This is a genomic window from Paraburkholderia sp. D15 (assembly GCF_029910215.1).
Taxonomy (GTDB): Bacteria; Pseudomonadota; Gammaproteobacteria; order Burkholderiales; family Burkholderiaceae; genus Paraburkholderia.
In genome coordinates this window covers 1,862,524-1,888,775 of sequence record NZ_CP110396.1, presented here as the reverse complement: position 1 = coordinate 1,888,775, position 26,252 = coordinate 1,862,524, and the positions used below count along the sequence as shown (strand labels likewise).

25 protein-coding genes and 1 pseudogene are annotated in these 26,252 nt (G+C 61.0%); 17 read left to right on the top strand and 9 right to left on the bottom strand.

Going from position 1 to position 26,252, the window contains the following annotated elements; translation table 11 throughout:
- Positions 1 to 45 precede the first annotated feature (45 nt).
- Both LFL96_RS28305 and LFL96_RS28300 read right to left on the bottom strand, forming a co-directional pair.
- The gene (locus LFL96_RS28305; RefSeq protein WP_281001201.1) at positions 46 to 663 is read right to left on the bottom strand and encodes a hypothetical protein; all 618 of its coding nucleotides are present in this window, start codon (positions 661 to 663) and stop codon (positions 46 to 48) included.
- Between the two features lie 79 nt (positions 664 to 742).
- Complete coding sequence (locus LFL96_RS28300) at positions 743 to 1,660, bottom strand: AraC family transcriptional regulator (RefSeq protein ID WP_281001200.1); 918 nt, start codon at positions 1,658 to 1,660, stop codon at positions 743 to 745.
- Positions 1,661 to 1,760: 100 nt separating this feature from the next.
- Here LFL96_RS28300 and LFL96_RS28295 point away from each other — a divergent pair, with 100 nt between their 5' ends.
- Both LFL96_RS28295 and LFL96_RS28290 read left to right on the top strand, forming a co-directional pair.
- Complete coding sequence (locus tag LFL96_RS28295) at positions 1,761 to 2,510, top strand: SDR family oxidoreductase (RefSeq protein WP_281001199.1); 750 nt, start codon at positions 1,761 to 1,763, stop codon at positions 2,508 to 2,510.
- Positions 2,511 to 2,771: 261 nt separating this feature from the next.
- Positions 2,772 to 3,389, top strand: coding sequence for a septal ring lytic transglycosylase RlpA family protein (locus tag LFL96_RS28290; protein WP_281001198.1), 618 nt, complete (start codon positions 2,772 to 2,774; stop codon positions 3,387 to 3,389).
- Positions 3,390 to 3,433: 44 nt separating this feature from the next.
- Here the strand turns inward: LFL96_RS28290 and LFL96_RS28285 are convergent, their stop codons facing one another.
- The gene (locus tag LFL96_RS28285; RefSeq protein ID WP_281001197.1) at positions 3,434 to 3,925 is read right to left on the bottom strand and encodes an Lrp/AsnC family transcriptional regulator; all 492 of its coding nucleotides are present in this window, start codon (positions 3,923 to 3,925) and stop codon (positions 3,434 to 3,436) included.
- Between the two features lie 156 nt (positions 3,926 to 4,081).
- Between LFL96_RS28285 and glmS the strand changes: the two genes are divergently transcribed.
- Positions 4,082 to 5,911, top strand: coding sequence for a glutamine--fructose-6-phosphate transaminase (isomerizing) (glmS, locus tag LFL96_RS28280; RefSeq protein WP_281001196.1), 1,830 nt, complete (start codon positions 4,082 to 4,084; stop codon positions 5,909 to 5,911).
- A 544-nt stretch (positions 5,912 to 6,455) separates the two neighbouring features.
- Positions 6,456 to 7,214 carry a phage Gp37/Gp68 family protein gene (locus tag LFL96_RS28275; protein WP_281001195.1) on the top strand — a complete coding sequence of 253 codons (759 nt, stop codon included), beginning with the start codon at positions 6,456 to 6,458 and terminating at the stop codon, positions 7,212 to 7,214.
- A gap of 10 nt (positions 7,215 to 7,224) precedes the next feature.
- Here the strand turns inward: LFL96_RS28275 and LFL96_RS28270 are convergent, their stop codons facing one another.
- Positions 7,225 to 8,493 (bottom strand): three-Cys-motif partner protein TcmP, encoded by a 1,269-nt coding sequence (locus LFL96_RS28270; protein ID WP_281001194.1) that lies wholly within the window; start codon positions 8,491 to 8,493, stop codon positions 7,225 to 7,227.
- Between the two features lie 117 nt (positions 8,494 to 8,610).
- Here LFL96_RS28270 and tcmP point away from each other — a divergent pair, with 117 nt between their 5' ends.
- Complete coding sequence (gene tcmP / locus LFL96_RS28265) at positions 8,611 to 9,450, top strand: three-Cys-motif partner protein TcmP (RefSeq protein WP_281001193.1); 840 nt, start codon at positions 8,611 to 8,613, stop codon at positions 9,448 to 9,450.
- 100 nt (positions 9,451 to 9,550) lie between these two features.
- On the opposite strand, the gene LFL96_RS28260 is transcribed toward tcmP, so the two are convergent.
- Positions 9,551 to 10,060: a hypothetical protein gene (locus LFL96_RS28260; protein WP_281001192.1), complete on the bottom strand. Its 510-nt coding sequence runs from the start codon at positions 10,058 to 10,060 to the stop codon at positions 9,551 to 9,553.
- Positions 10,061 to 10,273: 213 nt separating this feature from the next.
- Here LFL96_RS28260 and LFL96_RS28255 point away from each other — a divergent pair, with 213 nt between their 5' ends.
- Positions 10,274 to 10,708 (top strand): NUDIX domain-containing protein, encoded by a 435-nt coding sequence (locus LFL96_RS28255; RefSeq protein WP_281001191.1) that lies wholly within the window; start codon positions 10,274 to 10,276, stop codon positions 10,706 to 10,708.
- A 76-nt stretch (positions 10,709 to 10,784) separates the two neighbouring features.
- Here LFL96_RS28255 and LFL96_RS28250 read toward each other — a convergent pair whose 3' ends face one another.
- Genes LFL96_RS28250 through LFL96_RS28240 form a run of 3 tightly spaced genes read right to left on the bottom strand, consistent with a single transcriptional unit; the run spans position 10,785 to position 15,030 of the window.
- The gene (locus LFL96_RS28250) at positions 10,785 to 11,780 is read right to left on the bottom strand and encodes a hypothetical protein (RefSeq protein WP_281001190.1); all 996 of its coding nucleotides are present in this window, start codon (positions 11,778 to 11,780) and stop codon (positions 10,785 to 10,787) included.
- A gap of 2 nt (positions 11,781 to 11,782) precedes the next feature.
- Complete coding sequence (locus LFL96_RS28245; RefSeq protein ID WP_281001189.1) at positions 11,783 to 12,301, bottom strand: 2Fe-2S iron-sulfur cluster-binding protein; 519 nt, start codon at positions 12,299 to 12,301, stop codon at positions 11,783 to 11,785.
- A complete protein-coding gene (locus tag LFL96_RS28240) occupies positions 12,298 to 15,030 on the bottom strand; it encodes a molybdopterin cofactor-binding domain-containing protein (RefSeq protein WP_281001188.1) in 2,733 nt (910 codons plus the stop codon). Before LFL96_RS28240 ends, LFL96_RS28245 begins: the two co-directional genes overlap by 4 nt.
- A gap of 475 nt (positions 15,031 to 15,505) precedes the next feature.
- On the opposite strand from LFL96_RS28240, the gene LFL96_RS28235 reads away from it, so the two are divergent.
- From LFL96_RS28235 to LFL96_RS28190, 10 genes and pseudogenes are all read left to right on the top strand, one after another.
- A complete protein-coding gene (locus LFL96_RS28235) occupies positions 15,506 to 16,048 on the top strand; it encodes an AraC family transcriptional regulator (protein ID WP_281001187.1) in 543 nt (180 codons plus the stop codon).
- Complete coding sequence (locus tag LFL96_RS28230; RefSeq protein ID WP_281001186.1) at positions 16,045 to 16,461, top strand: VOC family protein; 417 nt, start codon at positions 16,045 to 16,047, stop codon at positions 16,459 to 16,461. Before LFL96_RS28235 ends, LFL96_RS28230 begins: the two co-directional genes overlap by 4 nt.
- Positions 16,458 to 16,706: a hypothetical protein gene (locus tag LFL96_RS28225; RefSeq protein WP_281001185.1), complete on the top strand. Its 249-nt coding sequence runs from the start codon at positions 16,458 to 16,460 to the stop codon at positions 16,704 to 16,706. The genes LFL96_RS28230 and LFL96_RS28225 overlap by 4 nt, the downstream gene beginning before the upstream one ends.
- 157 nt (positions 16,707 to 16,863) lie before the next feature.
- Positions 16,864 to 17,502, top strand: a complete 639-nt coding sequence (locus tag LFL96_RS28220) for a hypothetical protein (RefSeq protein ID WP_281001184.1) — start codon at positions 16,864 to 16,866, stop codon at positions 17,500 to 17,502.
- A gap of 4 nt (positions 17,503 to 17,506) precedes the next feature.
- The gene (locus tag LFL96_RS28215) at positions 17,507 to 18,064 is read left to right on the top strand and encodes a TetR/AcrR family transcriptional regulator (RefSeq protein ID WP_281001183.1); all 558 of its coding nucleotides are present in this window, start codon (positions 17,507 to 17,509) and stop codon (positions 18,062 to 18,064) included.
- A 125-nt stretch (positions 18,065 to 18,189) separates the two neighbouring features.
- Positions 18,190 to 18,564 (top strand): hypothetical protein, encoded by a 375-nt coding sequence (locus LFL96_RS28210; RefSeq protein ID WP_281001182.1) that lies wholly within the window; start codon positions 18,190 to 18,192, stop codon positions 18,562 to 18,564.
- Between the two features lie 116 nt (positions 18,565 to 18,680).
- Positions 18,681 to 19,997 carry a TolC family protein gene (locus tag LFL96_RS28205; protein ID WP_281001181.1) on the top strand — a complete coding sequence of 439 codons (1,317 nt, stop codon included), beginning with the start codon at positions 18,681 to 18,683 and terminating at the stop codon, positions 19,995 to 19,997.
- Between the two features lie 7 nt (positions 19,998 to 20,004).
- Positions 20,005 to 21,288 (top strand): annotated as a pseudogene (locus tag LFL96_RS28200) (efflux RND transporter periplasmic adaptor subunit); the annotation flags it as partial.
- An 8-nt stretch (positions 21,289 to 21,296) separates the two neighbouring features.
- Entirely contained in the window at positions 21,297 to 24,560 is a 3,264-nt protein-coding gene (locus LFL96_RS28195) for an efflux RND transporter permease subunit (protein WP_281001180.1), read from the top strand.
- Positions 24,557 to 24,913: a copper-binding protein gene (locus tag LFL96_RS28190; protein ID WP_281001179.1), complete on the top strand. Its 357-nt coding sequence runs from the start codon at positions 24,557 to 24,559 to the stop codon at positions 24,911 to 24,913. Before LFL96_RS28195 ends, LFL96_RS28190 begins: the two co-directional genes overlap by 4 nt.
- Before the next feature lie 54 nt (positions 24,914 to 24,967).
- Here the strand turns inward: LFL96_RS28190 and LFL96_RS28185 are convergent, their stop codons facing one another.
- The gene (locus LFL96_RS28185; RefSeq protein ID WP_281003881.1) at positions 24,968 to 25,516 is read right to left on the bottom strand and encodes a TetR/AcrR family transcriptional regulator; all 549 of its coding nucleotides are present in this window, start codon (positions 25,514 to 25,516) and stop codon (positions 24,968 to 24,970) included.
- Between the two features lie 116 nt (positions 25,517 to 25,632).
- Between LFL96_RS28185 and LFL96_RS28180 the strand changes: the two genes are divergently transcribed.
- Positions 25,633 to 26,244 (top strand): DJ-1/PfpI family protein, encoded by a 612-nt coding sequence (locus LFL96_RS28180; RefSeq protein ID WP_281001178.1) that lies wholly within the window; start codon positions 25,633 to 25,635, stop codon positions 26,242 to 26,244.
- Positions 26,245 to 26,252: the final 8 nt, after the last annotated feature.

Below are 26,252 nucleotides of genomic sequence, written 5' to 3'. Positions count from 1 at the left end.
GGATTGAAGCCGGCGAGCGCTTCGAGTTCTCAAATTCTCAAGTTCTCAGTAAAGATCCGTGCGCTTCTTCGGCTTCACTGCCTGAAAAAACGAATACCCCAAGGTGATATCGGTCACGAACCGCATGATGACCGCGGGTATCGCAATCAGTGCGTGAATGAACATCGCGGCGATCGAATAGCACGCGAATTCGATCGCGCGCAACGGGGCGATACCTCGGCGCTTTCGTGAATGAAGGAAGTCCGCGCGGAGCGCGTCCACGTCCTGCCAGTGGTCCCGATCGATTTCGGCGCGCACCGCCTGGCGGTACAGATTGCGGCTCGTGCAACCGCTTTTGAACGCGGCCCACATACGCCCTGGTTTCAACACAAGCCCGGTCGACAATGCAATCAGGTTCATGACACCGAGCGTCGGCGACACGAACGCCGAGCCGGTTCCCAACTCCCACGCGCTCACTTCTCCTTCGCCAATGCGACCGACGCTATAGCCGGTAATCAGATGATGAAGGTCGTGGTACTTCAGATAACGGCGCCGCACTTCGATATTGGGCAGCGGCACCAGCATGCACCCCGTAAATACCGGCACCGTGCGCGGCCTTGCACCGACCACCGGCCCGAATCCGCTACGGCGATAAAAGTCGGCGAGTTCTTCGCGAAGGCCCATGTGCGATTCCGTGTCGTTAAGTTTTATTGAATGCCCGGCATTTTTGCATAGGTCGACCGCTCATGACGATGAATGCGGTTTACTCGCCACTCAATACCGCCTGCTGTTCGCGCGCGTATTGCGCGGGCGGACGACCGACATGCCGCGTGAACGCGACGCTGAATGTACTCGCGGAGCTATAGCCGACACGCTGCGCAATTTCGGCGACGCGCCCTTCATTGCGACGAAGCAGATCTTTCGCGAGCGCCATGCGCCAGCCGAGCAGATATTCCATCGGCGCCACGCCAACCGCGCGGCTGAAGCGTTCGAAGAACGTCGAGCGCGATAGCGCGGCTTCCTTCGCCAGTTGCGCGACGGTCCACGCGCGCGTCGGGTGTTCATGCATGCCGCGAATCGCGGCCGCCAGGCGTCCATCGGCGAGTCCACGCACGAGACCCGGCGACGCATTCGTGCCCGCGGCCGAGCGCAATGCCTCGATCAGCAGCACTTCGAGCAAACGCGACAGCACCACCTCTCGCGCCGGACGTTGCTCGCGCGATTCCTCTCGCACCAGTTGCACGAGCGTCGCCAACCGATGTTCGCCGCGCACATGCACGTATTGCGGCAGCAGCGACACCAGCAGCGCGGCATCCGGCGAACCGAAGCTGCAATGGCCCACCATCATTCGCGAGTCGATCGGGTTATCCGCTGCGCCGATTCTGAATTCGTTGTTGCCTAGCGGGGTGGGCGCCGGCATCTCGACGCCGGGCGGCGGCACTTCGAGGCTCGACATCGCGACGCCGTAGGCGGCCGGAATCAGCACGAAGTCGCCCGACAGCACCTCGAACGGATCGTGACTGTCGATCGCCATACGGCAACCGCCCTCCAGCACCACGCAATAAAACGGCTGGCCAGCGTCCGAACGGCTGATGCGCCAGGGACTCGCGCCGAACACGAGTTTGGAGAAACGCGCGCCGGGTTGCAGCAGCGTGACGACTTCGGCCAGTGGATCGATCATCGCCGGACTCTCGCGAATGAAATTTGGATTCTCGATTGTAGCGAGTACGGCTTCGACGATCTATCGTACGGACACGTTCAATCATCATTCAGGAGTTTCGATGAACACCGTATTGATTACCGGCTGCTCGTCCGGCTTTGGACTCGAAATCGCCCGCTACTTTCTCGCACGCGACTGGCACGTCATCGCGACGATGCGCACGCCGCGCGCCGATCTGTTGCCGCCATCGGAACGCTTGCGCGTACTCGCGCTCGACGTCACCGATCCCGACAGTATTCGCCATGCTGTCGAGGCCGCCGGGCCGATCGACGTGCTCGTCAATAACGCGGGGTTCGGTGCCGCTTCGCCCGCCGAGTTCGTGCCGCTCGACACGGTGCGCGAGCTTTTCGAAACCAACACGTTCGGCACGATCGCGCTGACGCAGGCGGTGCTGCCGCAGTTTCGGCAGCGTCGGGCGGGTGTCATCGTGAATGTGACGTCGAGCGTCACGCTGAGGGCGATGCCTTTGATCGGCGCGTATCGCGCGAGCAAGGCGGCGGTCAATGCGTTCACGGAGTCGATGGCGCTGGAACTCGAACCGTTCGGCGTGCGGACGCGTCTCGTGTTGCCGGGCCGTTCGCCCGAAACGCGTTTTGGCGACAATGCGCGCGCTCACATGCATGGGCTGGATGACGAGACCTATGCCGATGTCGTGAAGCAGGTGTTCGCGCATCTGCAGGACACGTCGTCGCCGGTCACGCTGTCGCAGGATGTGGCCGAAGCCGTGTGGCGCGCGGCGACCGATCCGTCGTCGCCGATGCGCATTCCCGCCGGCGCCGATGCCGAAGCGTGGGCCGCCGAAGCTCGCTGATCGTTCGACGAAGGGCGCCGGGGCAAGACGGTCCGCTAACGGTGAGCTGGCATTCCTGCAACTCTCCGCTAGTATTGGCTTTATCAGTGCGCCTCGACGCCCTCCACGATTTGCCATTCATCAGTCGAACAGCTCTCCTCGTCCAATAAGAGCCCGATATCGTGTGAGGTTTTCTTAATCCCGCGTACACCGGTGTTCCAGGTGTCACTCTCGCAGAAGCACACGTCCGCCTGAATGGGTCGGGCGGAACAGGAGTGGCCGATGGAAGCGAATCTTCATACCAGGGGTAGCGCCGGTTTCGGTGTCGGCGTTGGCAACGACGTCAGCCGGTTAGCCGCGCATCTCGCCGATGTCAGATCGTTGCGTCTGAGAAGAACCTGGCTTCACGTCTACGTGTTTGCGATCCTCGGTTGCTGGCTGAACCTGTTGTTCGCGCAACAACCCGCGTCTTCTGTCGACACCGCACATGCGAACCATAAAGCCGCGAACAACGCGAGTCTCGATCGCTCGGGTAAAGCGCGCAAAGGAACCGCGTCCTACTACGGCAAGAAGTTCTACTCGAAGAAAATGGCCGACGGCACGCCGATGAATCCCCAATCCAATGTGGCCGCAAGCAAGACGCTGCCGATCGGCACGACGGCCAAGGTGACCAATCTGGAAACCGGCGCGAGTGCCGTGGTGGGAATCAGGGATCGGGGACCGTATGTGCAGAACCGGATTGTCGACGTGTCGCCGAAAACCGCCGACAAGCTGGGTTTGAAGAAGGACGGGACCGCGCCCGTCGAGGTGAAACCCGTCGAAGTACCACAGGCCGACGGCAGCGTGAAACAGGGCGCAGGGGCTAAGGAAGCGGGGACGCAGACGTCGAGCGGTAAGTAGGCCGTTATCCGTTTTACTTTTCGTCGCGCGCGGATAGCTGCGCGCTATTTGCCTTGATCCACTATCGCACGTACCGGCGCATTGGCTTCGAACTTCGCGCGATGCGTGGAGAAGAAAGTCCGCACGTTGCGGATATTCGACGAACTCGTGAAGAGCCGGCGCGCGAGTTCATCGTAGGCGGCCATGGTCGTCACGTCCGCAACGACCATGAAATCCGGCCCCGGCGACACGCGATAGCACTGTGTCACGGCCGGTTCCGCGCAGATGTACGCCTCGAACGCCGCATGATCCTCCGCCGTCTGCCTGTCGAGACTCACCTCGATGATTGCCGTGAGCATCGAACCGATTTTCGCGTGATCGAGAATCGCGATTTGCCGCTGGATCACGCCAGCTTCCCTCAGCCTGACGACACGCCGCAAGCACGTGGGCGGCGAAGTCAGCGCGCGTTCGGCGAGCTCGATGTTCGATAGCGATGCGTCCGTTTGCAGGATGCCGAGAATGCGGAGGTCGAGATCGTCGAGATGGATGCCTGCCATGCTGGCTGCCCTCAATTTTCCGTGAAATTTAATTTCACCACATTCTCAATCAGCTTTAGAATTTCATTTTCGTCAAAATTACGAAATTAAATTCCATTTCATCGACTCTATCATCGCCGCATTGGGTCCACCCGGACTCCTTCGCGGAGAATTTCTATGTGTGGCATCGTCGGCGCCGTGGCGCAGCGGAACATCCTTCCCGACCTGGTTGATGGGCTCAAGCGGCTCGAATATCGGGGTTACGACTCGTGCGGCGTCGCGGTGTATCAGGATCGACGCCTTGTTCGCGCGCGTAGCGTCGATCGTGTGGCGAATCTGCGCGACGAGATCGCGAAGCACGCGTTGTCCGGCTATACCGGCATCGCCCATACGCGCTGGGCCACGCATGGCAAGCCGGTCACCACGAATGCGCATCCGCATTTTTCGCCCGATGCCGACTCGCCGCGAATCGCGCTGTCGCACAACGGCATTATCGAAAACAGCGACGAGCTTCGCGCGATGCTGCAGGAACATGGTTACGTCTTTTCCAGCCAGACGGATAGCGAGGCGATCGCGCATCTGATCGACTATCTGTACAACGGCGACCTGTTCGATGCGGTTCAGCAAGCGGTGAAGAAGTTGCGCGGCAGCTACGCGATTGCCGTGCTGTGTCGCGACGAACCGCATCGACTGGTCGGCGCGCGCGATGGCATGCCGCTTGTTGTCGGTGTCGGCGAAGGCGAGAACTTTCTGGCGTCGGATGCAATTGCACTCGCGTCCGTGACGGATCGCATCGCTTATCTGGAGAACGGCGATGTGGCCGACATTCAATTGCATCGGCACTGGGTGGTCGACTCGAATGGTCAGCGCGTCGAGCGTCAAGTGCATACGGTGGCTGCGCACAGCGGCGCGGCCGATCTCGGCCTGTATCGCTACTACATGCAGAAGGAGATCTTCGAACAGCCGCGGGCCGTGGCCGACACCTTGCAGGACGTGACGTCGATCATGCCCGAACTGTTCGGCGACGACGCATGGCGCGTTTTCAATAGCGTCGATTCGGTACTGCTATTGGCGTGCGGCGGGAGCTTTCATGCTGCACTGACGGCGAAGTACTGGATAGAAAGTCTGGCGCAATTGCCGGTGAATGTCGAAATAGCGAGCGAGTACCGTTACCGCGAGAGTGTGGCAAATCCGAATACGTTGGTGGTAGCGGTGTCGCAAAGCGGAGAGACGGCGGATGTGCTCGGCGCGGTGCAGGTCGCGAAGCAACAGCAGATGTTGAAGACGCTGGCTATTTGCAATGTACCGAGCAGTGCGCTCATTCGTGAATGTCAGCTTAATTTCATCACGCGGGCCGGGATTGAAATTGGCGTGGCGTCCACGAAGGCTTTCACGACGCAGCTCGTGGCGCTATTTCTTCTTGCATTGACACTCGCGCAGGTTCGCTCGCGGCTTTCCGACGCGGATGAGCAGATGCATTTGCGTGCGCTCCGTCATCTGCCCGATGCGATGAGCCGGGTACTTGCGCTTGAGCCTCAAATTATGGCTTGGTCGGAATTGTTGACGCGTAAGGACAATATTCTGTTCCTTGGTCGCGGTATGCATTATCCGGTTGCGCTGGAAGGCGCGCTGAAGATGAAGGAGATTTCGTACATTCATGCCGAGGCGTACGCGGCGGGTGAATTGAAACATGGACCGCTGGCGTTGATCAGCGATCAGATGCCTGTGGTGGCGGTGGCGCCTAATGACCGGTTGCTGGAAAAGCTGAAGTCGAACATGCACGAGGTTTCCGCACGTAGCGGAAAACTGTTCGTGTTTGCCGATATCGATTGCGGGATTGCGCCGAGTGCGGATATGGAGGTGATCCGGCTGACGGAGTACTACGGGTTGCTTTCGCCGATCCTGCACACGATTCCGATGCAGTTGCTGGCGTTTCATGCGGCGCTGGCTAGAGGGACGGATATTGATAAGCCGAGGAATCTGGCGAAGTCGGTGACGGTGGAGTAGGGGGAATGTTTCACCTTTGGCATGCTGAGTTGCATTATTCTCGGTTACGAGGCCTCAGTTAGGTTTGGTTACGAGGCGCGTTCATTAGCCGCTGAGCTTACTTAACAAGGCACAACCAGAATCAATGACAAAGTGACGCTGGAGCATTTCCAAGCGCCCCTTTGTCTGCGGTTGCCCCCAATTCTTGCTTTGCGCGCCATCGCAGCGTCCCACGCCCGAGATGTTTGCTGGAGATGCGCGTTCTTTGTTTTGTTTCAAAAGCCTTGCTGGCATTGGCCGGAAGCACTTTCCCGGGACTATCTAGCCGACGCATGGACCGAATCTATTTCCCGCTATCGCCCAATCGTATTTACTCATCCACTGTATAGATATACAGTCTCGATCTTTATACTGCTTAGGTGCCTGACGCGGATGCGTGTTCCATTTTTCTCTCGTTTGTCGCGCGGAAGCTTGCGACAAACGCGACCACATGACGAAAGTATGGCTATTTCGTAGCAGCCACGGGAAGCTGGATAAAATCGCAAACTAATTGAGAGGTCGAACAATGAGCGGCGGGCAAAGCAAAATTGAGTGGACGGAGCGTACGTGGAACCCGACTGTCGGTTGCACAAAAATCTCTAAAGGCTGCAAAAACTGCTACGCCGAAGGCATGGCAAAACGTTTGCATGCCATGGGAACTCCAGGCTATGAAAATGGCTTCCGGCTGACCATTCTGCCCAATCGTTTGGACGAGCCACTGAAGCGGAAAAACCCGACGGTCTACTTCGTCAATTCGATGTCGGACCTGTTTCACCGCTCTGTGTCTGACGCCTACATCACGCAGGTGTTCGATTCGATTCGAGCATGCCCTCAACACACCTTTCAGATACTCACGAAGCGAGCAGAGCGCTTGGCGTCCTATTGCAGCCGTCGAGAGATACCAGCAAATGCGTGGCTTGGCGTCACCGTCGAGGACCGCAGGCACGGCCTACCGAGAATTGACGAGCTGCGTCGCGTGGAAGGCGGCGTTCGTTTCTTGTCAGTCGAACCACTGCTCGAGGACTTGGGTACCCTAAATCTCGAGAACATTGATTGGGTAATTGTCGGCGGAGAATCTGGTCCGAAGGCACGCCCGATGCGGGAAGACTGGGTACAGAACGTCAAGGTTCAGTGCGAGGAGCGAGGCGTGAAGTTCTTCTTCAAGCAATGGGGCACGTGGGGGAGCGACGGTGTACGCCGCTCCAAGACAGCCAACGGCCGGCTTCTTGAAGGGCGTACCTGGGACGATATGCCTGAACGAGGTCTGTCCATTCCACTAACCTGACCACGTCGGCTTAGGTGAACCGCAGTTGTCGGGAGTATTCGATGATGTCGGTCGGTCGATACAGCTTTGACGGCCGCCGCGCTCGGTCTTCTTTGTTCGACACCGCGATGGTGCCTGCCGCATGCAGGCTACGGAGCACCTTTTGCAGACGAGCTTCGTCCGCGATCGTGTTCGAAATATTTCCCGTGAACAGCTGCGCAACCGAGACAGGTTGCTGCTGACTAGAAAGTAGGCGACCGAGGTCGTCGGTCAGCGTCTCAATACAGCGTTGTTCCCCACTTTTATCGAACAAAAGTGATGACTGGCCGTTGTATTCTTCATCGCGCTTTGGGTCATAGCCAAGAATGAAAAGCCCTGGTTCAAGCTCATGTCCGAACTCGCTTGAGTGGTCCCAATGGAGCGATTTCATGACGTCGTGCGCCTTGTAACGCTGCGACATATGCACAAGCCAGTAGCTCCAAGGGTTCGCTGCGTGGGGACGCACGAAGAACAACGTCATAAACGGTGCGCCCGTCTCCTCCTTAATGCCGTGCGCCACGTATCTTTGCAGCGACGCTCGACCATGCTCCGCCTTGATTTGTCCTAGGTGCACCCACGGGATGTAGCCTTCGAGGTCAACGCCGCGGACCGCCTTCCGATTCGTTTCCCTGTCACTAATGTACGTTAGCAGCGAGTCGACGTTGAAGGTCATGATGACCTCGGCACCTGGTAGCTCCGACATCAACCATCGAAGCGTGCCCATCGGTATGGCGTTGTAGCTGTACTGGTCGAGCAGAAAGATGGAGCGAAAGCCACCGCGACGCTGTTTGATTCGCGTGACGATTCCGGGCAATTCGTCTACGAAGCTCGCATTCCGGATGGTCGTTCGCTGATAGTCCATGTCAGCGATAGTCCCTTCCGCGCGCCGCTTATCAATATGTTCACGCAGATACCTTGCTGACTCTCGCCGTTTCTCGATGAAGAAGAATTCGGCGTCGACCTCGCGCTCCGTAACATTGCGACCAACGTTTATGCTGGCGCGAGCCGCGTGCGTCGCACGCATCATCAAAGGTGGCGTTCCATCGACCGATATACCAGCTTCGCTGAGGTACTCCCCTCCGCCCGCGAAACCATCGACCAACGACAAAGTCAGCCTCGGAATAATGGCTTGAGACATCACCGTCTCGATGTATCTTTGAACGTAGCTTTCGACAATCGAGTGCTTTACGGCACTGTGCTGGTCAAGAATCGGCGGCGGCTTCCCGACTTGCCAGAGATACTTATCTTTTGACTTTGCCATTAGCTGTATTGTGTGGCCCTTGGTCTGTCGAAAGATTATCAGGTTTTAGTAAAAATTTCGAAATCACGGCATACTATTTAATCTCCCCATTGAGCTCCTAGAAAACGGGAACAGAGCGTGAACAGCAAACAGGAAGGCGACATCGCCATTGACCCGGCTGATGGGTTGCCGGTCATGAAGGTTGGTGCCTGGTCGGAAAACAAGCACTTGGCACTTACACGCTATATCGACTCTGCGCGTATGGCGCGTGCGAAATGGCCTTACGCCTCGTTCATCGATCTCTTCTCGGGTCCTGGGCGCGTCATGAACCGTGATTCAAAAAGCATCTCGGACGGTGGAGTGTTAGCGGCATGGCGCATATCAGCGAAAGGGGACGCTCCGTTTAACGAAATTTACATAGGCGATGCGAACGCGGACAGTGTCGAAGCATGCGCGACGCGCCTTCGCTCCGCCGGCGCTAATGTCCGAGCATACCCGGGCAAAGCCTCCGTAACCGTCGACTGGGTGCTTGATGCTCTGCCGAAGGGATTGCACTTCGCGTTCCTCGACCCGTTCAACATCGAGCATCTAGACTTCGAGATAATCCGCAAGCTGTCCGCTCGGCCAAATATCGATATCCTGATTCACTTCAGTGTAATGGACGTCCAGCGAAACGTCGGGGGCGACTTCAACCTCGTCAGCTCCAGACTGGATGCGGCAGCGCCCGGCTGGCGCAACAATCTACGGCTCGACGCAGTACCAAAGCGTGAACAGGTGGGCGCATACCTGGAATATTGGGAAACTCTAGTGACCGACTTGACGAAGATGCAGGTCGCGAAAACTAAGCCTCTGTTCGTTAACATGAACAAGGGGCCTCTCTACCGACTCATCCATCTCTCCCGCCATCCCCTTGCGACTAAGCTTTGGAATGACGCCGCGATACCAAGCTCGCCCCAACAATCACTGCCGGGATTCTAAAGCGTTTCACATTCGGAGTCATATTTCGCAAGTAGCCGGATCGCGCGCTCGCTTGATGCGGCACTGGCCGGGCTTGGCGTGAAGGAAACAGACATTGCACCTATCGCAGGCAGAAGGCTGGCCAACCGTGCTCCAGGCGCCACCAGCTCTCTACCGCGTACCTCAGAATGTCCTGTTTAATGACAGTAAAAGACACTTGCCATTTATATTCATTGAACGGTGGCTCATCAACCAAGCATGCGAGTTTTTGGGTATCCGCGTTCCCTCGATTGAAGAGATGTTGGCCCAGCCGTTTTTGAAGATTGACCTCTGTTCCCGAGTAAGCGACATAGCTGTCCGTGCCTTTTTGCTGCAAAATCTCAGTACCTTTAGGAGCATTCTTCCGTATTTTCCGATTCTTATCCGTGACCTTCGAAATCGCGCGCTGGAGTTTTTCCACCGGCATGTTCGTCTCTATCCAATAGACGCCCGGTTGCCGGAGTACCTGCGTTTCGATGCATTTCCACGTGCGGACGGCAACTATGGTTCTCCGTTCGTATGCCGCTTTCCCAAACGCCGCGACTGACTCGGCAGTTTGTTCCTTGAGCTGCTCAAATTCGGCTGATGTCATAGAGCTAACTTCATAATCATTATTCGCAATTTCTTTTTCTCATACGGAGCGGAAGTTGAACATCCAATTCGACGGGGCAAATAGACAAGCACGCGCCCCGTGGACACCACCAAACATCGTAAGCTACATTCAAGCTTCAGCAGTCGCATCAGCTTACCTGCCCACGATAGTAAACCCAATCTCGACCGCGCAACAAACCCGGACCAGCCCCCCATGACCCGCATGCCCACCATCGTCGACGTCAACATCCTCTTCCTCAACGACGCCAACGAGTGCCTCTTCCTCCAACGCGCCAACACCGGCTTCCGCGACGGCCAATACGCGCTGATAGCCGGCCATCTCGAACCCGGCGAATCGATCGAAGCCTGCGCGATTCGCGAATCGAAAGAAGAAGCCGGCGTCACCATCGCTCCGGGCGCACTCGAATTCAAGCTCGTCATGCGTCGCGACTCGGACACGAACCGCATCAGCTTCTTCTTCTCATGCCGGGAATGGGAGGGCGTTCCGACCAACATGGAGCCGCACAAATGCTCCGGCTTCGTCTGGGCGAAGCCGGAGAACCCACCCGCACCGACCGTCGACTACGTTGCCGACGCGCTCGTACAGATCCGCAACGGCGTCATGCTCTCCGACTTCAAAAACGGCTAACACCAACCAAAGCCGCCGGAAGCGAACCACACAACACAGCATCGAACCAAACCAAACCAACCCAAGCCAAACACCCTCACCCGCCCTGCCCACTCCCCCGCGCGTTCGGCGAGAAGTGACACTTCGGATCGTTCTTCCCTTCCGGAGAACAACACGTCAGCAGATTCTTCACCGACTCGACGCTAGCCGCATCCCACTCCGCCGGACTCTTGTTGTTATCCACCGGCATCCAGTGATTCAACGGATAGCTGCTCGCCAGCTTGTCACTCCCCTTCGGCGGCGGCAGCATCCCCGCCGCGAGCGGCACATAGATATCGCAACTATGCTGATTGCCGATTCGATGGCACCCGACGCAAGTATTCCCCGGCGTACTGATCGACACCGACATCCACGACGCGAACGCATCGCCGATATTCACGTACTTGCCCCACGGGTCAGTCGGCACCTTATCCCACACCTGCCCGAGCCACGGGCTATACATCACCGGGCTCGCGTCGTGACACGACACGCACTTCTTCGTCGCGGTCGCGGCGGGCGGCCACCAGAATGCCTCGGCGGACACATGTCCCGGCGGCGGCGTCTTTTCGTTCGGCGGCGGCACACGTGACGCGTTGAACCCCGCCGAACTCCCCGGATGCTCGGCATGAAACCAGCACGTCTTGCCGTTCCCCGTGTTGTGCAACACGATATCCACCTCGTCGAAATACGCACTCTTGTCCGCGCGAATCTCCTTGCGGCGGCAGAACGCGGAAATCTCCGTCTCGCCGTGCGAGAGATTGACGATCTTCGAGTACGGCGTACAAGGCCCGGACGTCGGCGCATCGTAGGGCAGCAGCGCCGGCCGATCGCAGGTCATGTTCGCGAAGTAACGCTCGGGCACGCGATTGTTCACCGTGATCGGCACGGTAGTACCCGAGTTGCAACTGAACGCGGGAATCTCGCCGATCTCATCGACGCATTGCTGTCCGTATTGCAGCAGCGTCTGCTCCGGTTTCGCGCCCGCATCGGCAGCGAAGGAGACACGCGCCGCGAACATCAACAGCAGCATCAATACACGCAAGCAGGTCGTCATGATCATGCTCCGTTGCGTGTGTAGGGCGTCGCGATCTTGCGGATCGCTTCGATGTATTTGACGTAGCCCGTACAGCGGCACAGATTGCCGCCCACCCACGTCTCGATCGTTTCATCGAGTTGCGCCGAATCGATGGGATGCGCGCGCAGATGATCGAGCATCGCGGTCGCCGCCATCAGAAAACCGGACGCACAGTACCCGCACTGAAACGCAAACGATTCGAGAAAGCTCTGCTGCAACGGCGACAGTTTGCCGTCCTGCATCAGTCCTTCGACGGTATAGACATGCATGCCCCGCATCGCGCTGACCGGCGTCGAGCAGGCAAGCGTTTTTTCCATCGGCGAATCGAGTAGATTGCGCGTGCAAACGGTGCACGCACGGCACACGCCGATGCCGCAACACAGCTTGGTGCCGGTGAGATCGCGCCGCTCGTGCAGATAGTCGATCAGGTTCATATCGGCGTCGCCGGGTTGCACGTCGACGGTCTCGCCATTGATGGTCAAACGAATCGTGCCGCTCATTGCAGTACCCCCCGAATCTGATCCGGCGTCACCGGTGTTTCCCTGAAGCGATGGCCGGTCGCCATCGCGAGTGCGTTGAGTAAAGCCGGCGCGATTGGGCACATCACCGCCTCGGCAATGCCGCGCGCGTTGCCCGGATCATCGTTCGGCGGCGGTAGCGCGATCAGCGTCTGCACGGGAATGTCGGTGAGGCGCGTGATCTGGTAGCGGTCCAGATTCCATCGGCCACCGCCCGGCCCTTCGTTGCCGAGCGGACAGGTTTCAGTCAGCACGTTGCCGATACCCATCGCAACCGCGCCCTGCGACTGCCCCTCGACCAGCTCCGGACAGATCTGCCGCCCCACGCTCACCGACGACACCACGTGCTCGACCTTCACCCGGCCATTGGACGGATCGATGGCCAGCGCGACAAGCGCCGCCGACGGCGCATACGTGGTCCGCTGAAACTTCGTTCCGTCGATCACGGGCTGATGCAGGTCTCGTTGCAACGGCGTCAGGTTGTCCGGCGTCATCCCAACCGCGACGTAGTCGTACTCGATATCGGTCGCGCCGCTCGTGAACGGATACGTGCCGGTCCAGAACGAACCCGCGTAACTGGCATGCACGGCGGCGACGGTCGGCAGATTCATGCTGCGCAGCCGTTGCACCAGATCGCGCCACGGCAGCGGCTTGCCGCCGCCTCGCACGGTGAGCGCACCGTCGACCCATTTGACGTCGGCGGCGCTCACGTTCGCGTGCCACAGCGACCACGCGGCGGGCAGCACGCTCTGCAACAGCAACGCCTGCGCCGCGCCCTTCACGGCGTGGTACTGATGGAACGCGCCGAGACAGGCGCTGGATGAACCGGACGTGAACCGCACATCGGTGGGCTTCGTTGGATTCGACGTGCCGTTCAGCCCCAATGCCTGGAACGGCTCGAACACGCTCATCGCGATGGTCCGCGCGTTCTGCCCGAGGTAGTCGGACGGCGCGAGTCCGAGCGACGTCGCCGCACCGTTGCCCATGTCGGTGTACGTCGTCATCACGCGGAGACTGTCGTCCGGCAGAATCTGCACCATGCCGTACATGCCGTCGCCCGATGTGCCGAATGCTTCGTTCGCCATCGCGAGACCCACGCCGTATTTCAGTCCCTTGGCCTCGCGTTCGGCGCGTGTCGCATCGCGCGTCTGCCAGATCGCATGCTCTTCGAGACGATCGAGCACGCTCGTCAGTTGCAGATCGAACAGGATTGGCGCGCCGGTGATCGCGCGTCCTCTACCGAGCGAAGGCGCGTTGCCGAGCAGATTGGTTCGACGGATCGCGAACGGCGACATGCCGAGTTCGACGGCCGCTTCGTCCATCAAGGTCTCGATGGCCATGAACGCCTGCGGACCGCCGAAGCCGCGCTGCGAGCCGCCGAACACTTCCGGCGTGTACAGTGATTCGGCCGTCGTGCTCGCGCGCGTGATCTCGTAGCAACTCATCGCACTGAGCGACGCGAGCTGGGCAACGTAGGGCGACAGGTTCTTCTTGCCGCCGCCGTTCATCGTGAAGTTGCATTTGAGCGCCTGGATCTTGCCCTGACGATCGAACCATAGCGACTCGCTGAACTGCGTCTCGCAGCGTTTGAGACCGACCTGAAACTGCTCGTAGCGCGACTGTTGCCAGCGCAGCGCGCCTTTCGCAAAGGGCGCGGCGAGCGCCAGGTAGAGTGGAAAATACGAGCGGTCGCGACCGCCGAATCCGCCGCCCGGATAGCACGCGACAATGTGCACGCCGTTGATCGTCACCGCGCTCTTCGAGAACAACGCGGCGGCGCTGCCCGCGTCCTCGCTCGCGGATTGCGTGCCGAGCACCAGACGTAGTTGCCCCGCACTCGCGTCGTACCACGCAAGGCCCGACTCCGGCTCCATGAACACCGGGTCGATCGCGGGCGTGACGAAACCCTGGTTATCCGCGGCGCCCGCTTTAAACCAGGTGCCCTGCTTTTCGTGGGCCTCGATTGTCGCGTCGATGTTGCCGCTCGCTTCGGCCAGTGCCTTCAAGTACTCGGGTGTGGGGTTGCCCTTGCCGTCGGTCTGGTAATCCTGAACGTAGCTGAAGTTCTTTTCGTCGTCGCGCACGTAGGTCGTTTTCGGCGAGAACGCGACCGGCGCGGCGCGGGCGGCCGGGTCCACCGCCGCACCGTAGCGGATCGTCTGATCGTTGAATTCCAGCAGCTTGCGCGCGCGGCGATAGACGTCGAAGTTCTGGAAAATCAGCATCGCCGCGGGCTGGCCGTAGCAATCCGCCGGATACCCTTTGCGTGCGAGCCAATAGATATCCTGACTCGCGATCGGGTCCGGCTCGGGCGCCAGCGCAATGTTGCGCGCGAGCAGCGCGTCGTTATCGACGATCGCAATGGGCTGCAGTTCACGCGGCAGCATGCTCAGGTCGTAGCCCTCATAGAGGCGATCGACTCTTCCGCAACGCAACGCATACAGCCAGTTCTCCTGCTTCGGCCAGCCGACGAAATCGCTCGCCTTGAAATCGCGCGCATAGATCTTCTGGCCCGTCACCTTGGGAATACCGTCGATGCGCCAGCGCGCCTTGCCCGGCTCCGGTGCCCACGCGGGTCCATCGTCGGGTTCGGTCTGCATCGACGAACTGAGTATTGCCGCCGGCAAACTGCTGATTGAAATTGCCACGACCGCGCCGCTTCCCATCACCTTGAGGAAAGTGCGGCGTGTCACCGGTATATCGAAAGCCATGGAGCCCCCCTTTGGATTAATGGTTATTCGATTCCTCGATTTCTTGCTTCCTTATGCGAAACGCTTGTGTATTCGTTCGACGGACGGCCGCGACCAGGCAAGCCGGTTACATACCGGTTGCATCACGGTAATGGCATTCGTGTAGATTGATGCGCCGCGCGACATCGGCGCGGCGAGGTCTCAACTCAACGCTAAGTTTTCAACCCGGGCAGACTGTTTGAAGCGATTGCGGGCAGGGGTCGCGTTCTCTCATTACGTCGTCTCCCGGGGCGTCATTTATTAAATGTTCGAATCGACTTTCGGCAATCCTATGCGCCGGAAACCATTACCGCAAGATCGCGCCGCCACTCTATCCGCTTTGAATGGAGTCGCCTGATTCAGGCAACTATTTACAGGTTTTTGAAAGGTGCGATTCCGGAACCCCAAATGATTGCGCCTACACTACGCGCATCCTCTTCCGGCTTTTTCCCACCCGATGCGCGCACCCAAAGACCGCGGCATTCCGCTACGTTCCTCGTCCTCCGCGACCGCCACCGCCGACGCGTTGCAAGACCCCGCCCTGCTGCGCCGTCTGCTGCGCGCGAAGGACCGGATCGACGCCGCGTCGCACGAGTCCTGGCCGGTCAAACGTCTAGCCGAGGTGAGCGGCGTATCGGAAGCGCATTTCGCGCGCTCGTTCAAACAGGCATTCGGTTTGCCGCCGCATCGCTATCTGCTGACGCGGCGCATCGAGCAAGCCACCACGTTGCTGCGCGACACCGATCTCGCCATCACGGACATCGCCTTCGCCACCGGCTGGGAAAGCCTGGGCACCTTCGGCCGGATCTTTCGCGACATCACGGGCCAGAGCCCCGGCGCCATGCGCACGTCGCTGCGGGCCGACATCCCCGAACTGGACCGCGTACCGGCCTGCGTGCTGAAGGCGGCGCAGCGGCCCGATCTCAACATCGCAGTTTTGGAGAAGCGCCGCCGCGCGGCCGACGCTACAGTCCCGCCATCAACCAAGGAGAAGTCATGAACCAGGGTATCAATGTTGTGGGTCTGTACGTCGACAACCAGGACGAAGCGCTGTCGTTCTATGTCGACAAGCTGGGCTTCCGTGTTCATACCGACGTGCGCAACGGCACCTACCGTTGGCTCACGGTCCAGCATCCGGATCAACCGTCGTTCCAGCTCGGCCTGTTCGCACCCGGCCCGCCGATTCACGACGAAGCCACCGCGCAAACGCTGCGCGCGATGGTCGCGAAAGGCGCGATGCCGCCGCTGGTACTGTCGGTGGACGATTGCCGCGCGACTTACGACACGCTGAAGGCCGCCGGCGTGGAGTTCACGCAGGAGCCCATGGAGCGATACGGCAGCGTGGATGCGGGCTTTCGCGATCCGGCGGGTAACGGCTGGAAGATGATTCAGTCGCCGAGGAGTTCGACATGAACACACGCTTGAATGCGAGCGGATGGATTCGACAGTTTCATCGGTGGGTGTCCATCGTTTTCACGCTGACGGTCATCGCGAACTTCGTGGCGATGGGTTTCGGACACGGACGGGCGCCGGCGTGGATTACCTATGCGCCGCTGCTGCCGCTCTTCCTTCTGCTTTTCACCGGCCTCTACATGTTCGCGCTGCCGTACTTCAGAACGAGCGGACAGCGACATGGCACGCAACGCTCGATGGGTTAGCGCCCAGCGCCTTCGTTTTTAGCTTCGGATATTTTGCCGACCATTTTGGTAGATAACCGACCAATTCGGTCTATAATCAGCGCCATCCGGCAGACACCGTTTCGCCCACACGAAGCGGCGTCTGCTCAATCACTCCCTCACAGAACGAAGGAATGGCGTGCTGAACCATCTTCTACTCGACGCTTTCGCAATCATCAAACGGCACAAAGGTGCGTTCATCGCGCTCAACGTGGCGTACTTCGGGCTTGCTGTGATCAGCATGATCGTCACGCTGCATCATCCGGAATTGAAGACCACATTCCAGTCCTCCATCGATCAGGGCTACGCCAAACCCGGGCTGTTCAAAACGGTGGCGGATGCTTACGTGCATCGCGAGTTGCTGCCCGCTATCACGCTGACGTTTCTCGTCAATCTGGTGGTGGCGTCGTTCGGCATGACGACGTTGCCGTCGTTCGTGGTGCCGTTCGCCGGCATCTTCGTGCAGTTGTATCGGGCGTTTCAGTGGGGCGTGACGTTCGCGCCGATCGGTCCGTTGCGCATGACGTTGATTCCGCACTCGCTGACCTTGCTGATCGAGGGCGAGGCGTATGTGCTCGCCGCCCTGGCGGCTTATGTGCAGGCACGCAAGTTTCTCTGGCCACGTCATTACCGGCGCGATTCGCATCTAGCCGGCTACAAGGCGGGCGCCATCTCGACAGCGCGGCTCTATGTGCTCATCGCGCTGGTGCTTCTGGTCGCGGCGATCTATGAAGTTATAGAATCCGTGTACCTGATGCCTTTGTTCCTCAGTTCCTGACCGCATGCCCAAGCCGACCAAGACAGAAATCACCGCCGACATCATCGACCGCGCCGCCGCACTGTTCGCCCGACATGGGTTCGAACACACGTCGCTGCAGCAGATCGCCGATGCCGTCAATTACTCAAAGGCCGGCCTGCTGCATCACTTCCCCAGCAAACTCGCCATCTACGCGGCCGCGCTCGAGACCGTGCGAGAACATATGCAATCGCTGCGCGCGAACGTCGAGTCATTGCCGGTCGGCATCAAGCGCGACCGGGCGGTGGTCGAAGACATGGTGCAGTTCACCTACGACTGGCCGGGCATCTCCGCGCTGTCGAACCGCATTGCCGACAGCGAACCGGACGGCGACCCGCAACTCGTCGAGGTCGGTCTGATTCTTTACGCGGCGCTGGGCATCGACCTGACCGCGATGACCGAGGAACGCGTGGTTCGGGTGACGAGCGCATTCTGCGGGCTCGGCATGACGGCGATGCAGGCGGTGCGCGTGGACCGCAAACGCGAATGGCGCGATCACATCGTGCACGCGGCGATGAATGCGCTGGGGCATCGGTCGCGTTGAGGCTGCACTCGAACCGCAGCTGGAATCAAGGCTGAAACTCAAGCGCGACCTATCCGGTAACCGTTATTTCGCACGCTCACGCGTCACCGCAATTCCGCTAGAATGGCGCGACTTGCAAGACGGCCATGAAACTCTTTCGAACCCTTCTCCTGCTATTGCTGTGCGCGATGCTGCCCATCAGTGGGCTGGCGGCAAGCGGCTTGCTCGGCGACTGTCCGATGCAGCAAAGCATGGCCATGCAGGACGACGCCGGCATGTCCGCGGCCATGCCGGGTTGCGATTCGATGAAGGCCTCGCCGGAGGGCAAGACACACGGCAAGGCCAAGGCCACGCTCTGCAAGATGACGGCGCAATGCCAGTTCGGCAGTCTCTACTACCCCGGCACGACGGCAAGCGTCAGCCGTCCGGCGGCGCCGCATAGCCGGGTTGTCTTCCACTACGCACAGTCGCTTCCCATCCGCGCGCCGGACGGGCTCTGGCGGCCTCCACGCACCCTCTAATACTCCGATCTTCCGGTACACCGCCGTTGCGCGGTGACGTTTGTCCTGCACCAGGACATGAGCTGCCACGTCCACGCTAAAGCGGACGCGGATCGGCTCGACCATTCGGGGTCGACATGTTTTTCCCACCTCTTCCGCCGGGCGACCGGCGGCGGCCGCCGCGTCTCGTCACGCTCGCGGCCTGCTTCATGCTGGCCACCTCCAGCGCGTCCGCACAGTCCACGCAATCTGCGCACGGCACCGGCATGACATTGGACGAAGCACTGCAAATCGCGCAGAGCCGCACGTCATCGTTGCAGGCTTCGCAAGCCGCCGTACGCGGCGACGCCGCGATCGTCGGCAAGGCCGGCCAGCTACCCAACCCAAACCTGAAGCTCAGCGTCGAGGATCTGCCGATCAACGGCGCTCGCGCGTTCACCATCGGTCAGGACGATTTCACGATGCGCGGCATCGGTATCGAACAGGAATGGGTGTCGCCGTCCAAGCGCCGTCTACGCACCGCACTCGCTCAACGTAGCGTCGATCAGGACCGGTCCGCGTATCTCGTGAAGCTCGCCGACGTCCGGCAACAGACCGCGATGGCCTGGCTCAACGCGGTCTACGCCACGCGCGCCGTCGCATTGAATCAGGCGCTGGTCGATCATCTGGGCGCCGAACTCGCCGCGCGTCAGGCGAGTTATCGCGCGGCGCAGGGCGCGTCGCCGGACATCGCCCAGGCGCGTCTCACGCTCGGCAATGCACGCGACGCGCTGCTCGACGCGCAGCAGGAGCGGCAGTCCGCGCTGATCGACCTGTCGCGCTGGACCGCGTCCGGCAACGTGCTGCAAGTCGCCGACGAACCGCCGCCGCTCGACTCGCAGGTGCCGAACCTGAGCGCCGGCGAACTCGCGCAAGTTCAACCGCTGCTCGCGGCTGCGCACGCGGCGATGTCCGTCGCCGATGCGGCCACCGACGTCGCACGCAGCGACCGGAATCCGAACTGGACCTGGGGCCTCACCTATTTCAAACGCGGCGGCAACTACGCCGACTACGTGTCCTTCGGCGTATCGATTCCATTGCCGCTCAACCGGAAAAATATCGAGGATCGCGACGTCGAACAGAAATCGGAAATGGGCACGCAGGCGCGGCTCAACTACGAAGACACCGAACGCCAGGTGACAGCGAACATCCAGAGCCTCGCGACGAAGCTCGCCAACGGCCGCGCACGGCTGGCCAATCTGCGGCAAACCGTGCTGCCCGCCGCCGAACAGAAAGTGCAACTCGCCAACGCGGCCTACCGGTCCGGCGCGGGGACACTCGCCGACGCATTCGAAGCACGGCACACGCAACTCGAAATGCAGCTTCAGGTGCTGAATCTGCAGCGCCAGGTGTCGCTGGTCTGGGCAGCGCTCGAATTTCAGATCCTGCCGTCCGACATGATCGCCAGTGAGTGAGGAAACGATGAACAGAAAACGACTCGTGCGGGCGATTGCCCTGGTGTTTGCCGGTGCGGCTTTGTCAGGGGCGGGTTATGTCGCCGGCGGCCGGCACGTTGCGGCGACGGTTTCTAACCCGGCTTCGATGAAAACCGGCGCAGAGGTCTCGACCGGCGACACAAGTCCACGCGGCAATAGCTCGAGCAAAGCCCGCAAAGTGCTCTATTGGCACGACCCGATGGTGCCGAACCAGCACTTCGACAAGCCCGGCAAATCGCCATTCATGGACATGCAACTTCAACCCGTCTATGCAGAAGATGGCGATGACAACGGCAACGCCAACGCCGGCATCCACGTCGACGCGGCGCTACAACAAAACCTCGGCATTCGTTTCGCGACCGTGCACCGCCGCGACACCACGCAAAGCTTCGATGCCGTCGGCACCACGCAGTTCGACGAATCGCAGACTCACGTCGTGCAATCGCGCGTGACCGGCTACATCGATCATCTCTATGCGAGTGCACCGCTGCAACGCATCGCGAAAGGCGCGCCGATCGCTTCGCTCTTCGTCCCCGACTGGCTGGCGCCGCAGGAAGAATATCTGGCGCTCAAACGCGGCGGCATGGACCCTACCTTGCTCGACGCGGCCCGCGCGCGCATGCGGGCGATGTCGATTCCGGACGCGTTCATCGCCAGCCTCGAGCGTACCGGCGTCGCGCAAACGCATCTCGAGCTGGCATCGCCGCAGACGGGCGTGATCAGCGAATTGAACGTGCGCGACGGCGCGATGGTGACGCCGGGTCAAACGCTAGCCAAAGTGGCGGCCCTCGCGAAGCTGTGGCTGATCGTCGAGATTCCCGAAACGCTCGCGCTCGACGTGCGTCCCGGCATGAACGTCGACGCCACGTTCAGCGGCGATCCGGCGCGGCACTTCACCGGCCATATCCGCGAGATCCTGCCAGGTATCGGCGCGACGAGCCGCACGCTGCAAGCGCGGCTCGACATCGACAACACGAATGCGCAACTGACGCCCGGCATGTTGATGCGTGTGCGCATCAGCAGCGCAAAAGCCGTGTCGCGTTTGCTCGCGCCGTCCGAGGCGGTGATCACGACAGGCAGGCGCTCGCTGGTGATCGTCAAAAACAGTGCCGGCGGCCTGCGACCGGTCGAAGTCACGCCCGGCGGCGAGATCGGTAACGAAACCGAGATCCTCGACGGTCTCGACGACGGCGATACGGTCGTCGCGTCGGGTCAGTTCCTGATCGACTCGGAGGCCAGCCTGAAGTCAGTGCTGCCCCGGCTCGCGGGAGACGCCCGATGATCGCGCGCCTGATTCGCTGGTCCATCCAGAACCGCTTTCTCGTCCTGCTGGCGACCGCCGCCATCGCCGCCTGGGGCGTGCACGCACTGCGCGAAACGCCGCTCGACGCGCTGCCCGACCTGTCGGATACGCAAGTCATCATCAAGGCGTCGTATCCCGGCCAAGCGCCGCAAGTCGTCGAAGATCAGGTGACGTACCCGCTCACGACGACCCTGCTCGGCGTGCCCGGCGCAAAAACCGTGCGCGCGTATTCGTCGTTCGGCGACGCGTTCGTCTATGTGCTGTTCGACGACAGGACCGATCCGTACTGGGCTCGCTCGCGGGTGCTCGAATACATGAGCCAGGTGCAAAGCCGCCTGCCGGCAGGCGCAACGCTCTCGTTGGGCCCGGACGCGACCGGTGTCGGCTGGGTCTACGAGTACGCGCTGGTCGATCGAACCGGCCGTCACGACCTCGGACAATTGCGCGCACTGAACGACTGGTTCCTGAAGTTCGAGCTGAAGGCCGTGCCCGACGTGTCGGAAGTGGCGAGTATCGGCGGCATGGTGCGGCAATACCAGGTCGTGCTCGATCCGGACAAGCTGCGCGCGTACAACGTCACGCAGGCTCAGGTCGCCGAAGCGCTTGCCCGGAACAATCAGGAATCGGGCGGCTCGGTCGTCGAGCTGGCGGAATCGGAGTACATGGTGCGCGCGTCGGGCTATCTACATTCGCTCGACGATTTCCGCCGCGTCGTGCTGCGTACCGACGACATCGGCACGCCCGTCCTGCTCGGCGACGTTGCGCGCATCCAGATCGGGCCGCAAATGCGGCGCGGGCTCGCGGAACTCGACGGACAGGGCGAAGTGGCCGGCGGCGTGGTCGTGATGCGCTCGGGCAAGAATGCGCTGACCACCATCGAGGCGGTCAAGGCGAAACTCGCCGATCTGAAACGCTCGCTGCCGCCCGGCGTCGATATCGTCACCACGTACGACCGCTCGCAGTTGATCGAACGCGCGGTGGACAACCTGAAGGACAAGCTGATCGAAGAGTTCGTCATCGTCGGCCTGGTCTGTGCGGTGTTCCTGTTTCATCTGCGTAGTGCGTTCGTCGCGATTCTCTCGTTGCCGCTCGGCGTGCTGGCCGCGTTTATCGTGATGCGCTACCAGGGCGTCAACGCGAACCTGATGTCGCTCGGCGGCATCGCGATCGCGATCGGCGCGATGATCGACGCGGCCATCGTGATGATCGAGAACGCGCACAAGCATCTGGAAGCGTATGAACATCGACATCCCGATACGCCGCTGACGAACGCGTGGCGCTGGGAGGTCGTCGCCGCGTCGGCGGCGGAAGTCGGACCGGCGCTGTTCTTTTCGCTGCTGATCATCACGCTGTCGTTCATACCGGTGTTCTCGCTGGAGGGACAGGAAGGCAAACTGTTCGCGCCGCTCGCGTTCACGAAGACCTACACGATCGCCGCCGCCGCAGTCCTATCCGTCACGCTCGTGCCGGTGTTGATGGGCTATCTGATACGCGGACGGATTCCCCCCGAGTCCGCCAATCCGCTCAACCGTGCGTTGATCGCGCTGTATCGGCCGTTACTCGAACGCGCGTTGCGGCGGCCATGGGTCGTCATCGGCATGGCCGTGGTCGCGCTTGCGCTGACGGCGATTCCGCTCTCGCGGCTTGGCGGCGAATTCATGCCGCCGCTCGACGAAGGCGATCTGCTGTACATGCCGACCGCGCTGCCCGGCATTTCCGCCGACAAAGCCGGCGAATTGCTCCAGCAGACCGACCGGCTCATCAAGACCGTGCCCGAAGTCGCAACCGTGTTCGGCAAATCGGGGCGCGCCGACAGCGCGACCGACCCGGCGCCGCTCGAGATGTTCGAAACGACGATTCGGTTCAAACCTCGCAGCCAATGGCGGCCGGGGATGACGCCGGAAAAACTCGTCGATGAACTCGACAGAACGGTCAAGGTGCCGGGCCTCTCGAACGTGTGGGTGCCACCCATCCGCAACCGGCTCGACATGCTGTCCACGGGCATCAAGACGCCGGTCGGCGTGAAGATCTCCGGCGCCGATCTGACCCAGATCGATCGCGTCGCCGCGCAAGTCGAGGCGGCGGTGAAGGATGTGCCGGGCGTCACGTCGGCGCTCGCCGAGCGGCTGAACGGCGGCCGTTACATCGACGTCGATATCGATCGGGCCGCCGCCGCGCGTTACGGGCTCGCGGTCGCGGATATTCAGGCGGTGGTGTCGTCGGCGGTGGGGGGCGACGACGTGGGCGAAGTGATCGCGGGACGCGAGCGCTTTCCGATCAATATCCGCTACCCGCGCGAAATCCGCGACTCGCTCGACAAGCTGCGCGCATTGCCCATCGTCACCGCACGCGGCGCGCAGATCACGCTCGGCGACGTCGCGCGACTCGCGATTGCCGATGGGCCGCCGATGATCCGCAGTGAAAACGCGCGGCTTGCCGGCTATGTCTATATCGACATTCGCGATGTGGATCTGGCGTCCGCCGTGAAGGCGATGCAGCAGGCCGTGGCCCGCAATGTCGTCCTGCCGCCGGGTTATTCGATCGCGTGGTCCGGCCAGTTCGAATATCTGGAGCGCGCGGCCGCCACGCTGCGTACGGTGATTCCCGTCACGCTGGTGGTCATCTTCGTGCTGCTGTTCCTGACCTTCAACTCCGCCGCCGATGCCTTGCTATTGATGTCGACCGTGCCGTTTGCGCTGATCGGCGGATTCTGGCTGATCTGGGCGCTGGGCCATGCCGTCTCCGTGGCGACATCGGTGGGGTTTATCGCGCTCGCGGGCGTGGCCGCCGAGTTCGGCGTGGTCATGCTGCTGTACCTGAAGGAAGCGTTGAACCGCCGGTTGAACGCAGGCCAGCCGTTCGACGACACGACGCTGGCGGATGCGATCCGCGAAGGCGCCGTGCTGCGCGTGCGGCCCAAGGCCATGACGGTCGCGGTCGTGCTCGCCGGCCTCGTGCCGATCATGGTCGGACACGGCGCCGGTTCCGAGGTGATGCAGCGCATTGCCGCGCCGATGGTCGGCGGCATGATCACCGCGCCGCTGCTGTCCATGTTCGTCATTCCCGCCGCGTGGCTTCTGCTGCAGCGGCGGCGTCTCGCACGCGGCCCGGTTACGCCGGAAGCGCAGACCGCGCGCGCCGCTCACGTCACTCAAGTCGTATCCGCCGGTACTCAAGTGCCGTCCTTCCCTGGCGGCACGACCGTGCCGCAATCTCACTCTGGAGAAACACCGCAATGAAAACGATTGTTCTGTCCGCCATTTTTGCAGCGGCCGCTGCTGCAAGCACCGTGGCGTTCGCCGACGACATGCCGGGCATGAAAATGACCGGCAACACGATGAGCCACGCCGACGCGTCCGCGCCCGCGACGAACGGCCTGACCGACGCCGTGGTGAAACGCGTCGATCCGTCGAGCGGCATGATCATGCTCAAACACGGCGCGCTGACCAACGTCGGCATGCCCGCCATGACGATGGCCTTCAAGGCAAAAGATGCAGCCATGCTGAAGGACGTGAAGGAGGGCGACAACGTGAAGGTCCGAATCGAGGACGTGAACGACACGTTGACGATCGTGAAGCTGGTGAAGCAGTAAGCGCGTCACGGCCTGTTTGCATCCGCCGCCTTCAGGCCGTTTTGATTTCTAGCGCTACTTCCGGCTCGACAACGCACTGGTGCTCAACAGCGCCAGTGCATGCTGAGCGAGATGAGCAAAGGCGCCGCCTCGCTTCCGGTCCCCGGATTGCTGGCCGCCAATCAGACAAAGATGCGCGAGATGGCCGAGCAGGTCCGCATCGACCGATGGATCGACCCGCGTGCGGCATGCCGAAATCGCGAAGTCGAGCCGCGTGCTGTCGACTCGCCGCTGGTACTGCGCGACCAGCGGATCCCGATCCGCCCATGCGCGGATCGCGACTTCTCTCGAAGGCTGTTTTGCCGATGCCACTTCGAGATACCGTGTCAGCACATCTTCGAGACTCGATCCCTGCCCCGCGTAAGCGAGCATCCGCTCGGTGTAGTCGGACTCCCATTGCGTCAGGATGGCCCGGACCAAATCGTCGCGTCCACGGAAATGGTGATAGAACGAACCGCGCGTCACATTCAACCGCCTCGCCAGGCGTTCGACGGAAACGCCCGCATAACCTTCACGATCCAATGCATCGAACCCGGCGGTAATCCAATCGTCACGCGTTAGCATTATTCGGTTCCTGAAAACGTACAGGCTGTGTATGGTCGAGCCTGTCTCGCTAGACTGCGGCTTCATTGATATCGCCTGTCCTGCATGGTCATTGCCACGGACACACGGAGCCGCTCATGAAAAAAATTGCGCTGATTGCCTTCGATGCATTGACCGACATCGACCTGTTTCTGATGTGGGACATTCTTGCCCGCAACCGGCAAGATTGGCAAGTTCAGATCCTCGGAAAAAGCGGCACGCTTCGCTCGGCGCATGGTCTGCTGATCGATACCCACGGTTCGCTCGACGAAGCGAATCAGGCCGACGTCGTCCTGTTTTCGAGCGGCAAGGAAGGGGTGCCCGCCGCGATCGCGGATAGCGAGTTCATGAGCGCGTTCCGGCTGGACCCAGCGCGGCAGTTGATCGGCTCGATTTGCGCCGGCGCTTTTATTCTCGCGCGTTTGGGTTTGTTGCCCGAGGGCCGGGCTGCCACGCATCCGGAAGCGCGCGAGGCTTTGCGCGCGTCGGGCGTGTTGCCGGACGACCGGCCGTTCATGTACCACGGCAATGTCGCAACAGCGGGCGGCTGTCTGGCCGCGCTTTATCTGGTCGGCTGGATCGTCGAGCGTTTGTTCGGCGCGGAAAAGCGTCGCGATACACTGCGGCCTGTTCTGCCGGCCGGCCAAGCCGATGTCTTCGAAGCGTTGATCGTGTCGGCTATCCGGCAGGGCGCCGGCTGCACGGCATGAAATGCATG